Annotated in this window: 1 protein-coding gene; it reads right to left on the reverse strand. The window is 69.9% G+C overall.

Annotation, left to right across the window (positions count from 1 at the left end):
• Positions 1–1,683: non-ribosomal peptide synthetase (locus DBR22_RS07115; RefSeq protein WP_146187417.1), on the reverse strand; the 1,683-nt coding region annotated here is incomplete at both ends.

Genomic DNA, 1,683 nt, shown 5'->3' on the forward strand with positions numbered 1-1,683 from the left:
GAAGGGGAATGCCCATCAGGGTCTGGAAGATCTGGGACTTCAGCGTGGTGGGGCGGACGGTCCTGACCGGGACGGGTCCCGGGGCCAGTCCCTCCGGAAGGGAGAGGCGCGCCGTGTCAATCAGCGCCCCGATTCTGGGCGTCGCGTAGATATCGGCGACTGTGATGGTGGGGTAGCGCACCCTGAGCGCGGAGACGAGTTGTGCGGCAGACAGCGAGCCGCCGCCGTAAGCGAAGAAATCGGCGTCGAGGCTGGTCACCTGACTGCCCAGGACGGCCGCCCATTGATCGGCCACCCAGGCAGCGTCCTCGGGGAGGTTCAGGGGTGCGGCGTCAGCTTCGGCGGCGCCCGTCCCGGTCAGGGGCCAGGGGAGGGCGTGGCGGTCAACCTTGCCGCTGGTCTTGGTGGGCAGCGACTCGACCACGGTCAGCAGTGGAATGAGCGGGGCGGGCAGGCTGGCTGTGAGGAGCCCGCGGGCGGCCACAAGGTCCAGGTCCGCGTCCGCTGCCGCGAGGTAGCCGACGAGGATCTGGTTGCCCGCTGCGGTTGTCCGGACCGCCGCGGCGGCGCCGGCGACGTGGGGCAGGGACTGCAGGGCGGAGTCGATTTCACCCAGTTCGATCCGGCGGCCGCCCAGTTTGACCTGTTCGTCGGCGCGGCCCATAAAAATCAGGCCCGCAGGCTCGTAGCGGACGAGGTCGCCGGAACGGTAGGCGCGGTCCCAGCCGAAAGCGGGCATCGGGGCGTACTTCTCGCGGTCCTTGTCAGCATCCAGGTAACGGGCCAGCCCGACGCCGCCAATGATCAGTTCGCCTATCCCGCCTTCTCCGACGGGCAGCCCCTCAGCGTCAACCACTGCCAGGTCCCACCCGTCGAGCGGCAAGCCGATGCGGACCGGACCGGCGCCGCCCAGGGGTGCGGCGCAGGCCACCACGGTGGCCTCGGTGGGCCCATAGGTGTTCCAGACTTCGCGGCCGGGAACGGCGAGCCGTTCCGCGAGTTCCGGCGGGCACGCCTCACCGCCGAAAATCAGCAGGCGGACGCTCTCCAGGGACTCTGCCGGCCAGAGGGCTGCGAGGGTGGGGACTGTGGACACGGCAGTGATGCCGTGGTTGATGAGCCAGGGGCCGAGGTCCGTGCCCGTCCTGACCAGCGCACGCGGTGCGGGCACGAGGCAGGCTCCATGCCGCCATGCGAGCCACATTTCCTCACAGGACGCATCAAAAGCGACCGAAAGCCCGGCCAGTACCCGGTCCTGCGGGCCGAGGGGTTCATCCGCGAGGAAAATCCTGGCTTCGGCATCCACGAAGGCCGCGGCGGAGCGGTGCTGAACGGCCACGCCCTTCGGGGTACCGGTGGATCCGGAGGTAAAAATCACCCACGCGTCATCATCCGGCAGGGGAGGGCGGCGCTCGGCAGTACGGTGCTGGGTGGCAGCACGCTGGGCGGAATCACTATCAGCGCCGCGGCGCTCGCTTCCGGGCCCGGGACCGGGCCCATCTCCGTTTCCGGGCGCGGGCCCGGCAACCGTGACGGTGTCCGCACCACTCAGGACGGCTGCCACCCGGGCCTCGCCAAAAACGAGCCGGGCACGTTCCTCGGGATCGTCCGCATCCACGGGCACGTAGGCGGCGCCGATGTGGAGGATGGCAAGGATGGAGATGTAGAGCCCGGCGGTGCCGG

It is taken from the genome of Arthrobacter sp. HMWF013 (assembly GCF_003061105.1).
Taxonomy (GTDB): Bacteria; Actinomycetota; Actinomycetes; order Actinomycetales; family Micrococcaceae; genus Arthrobacter.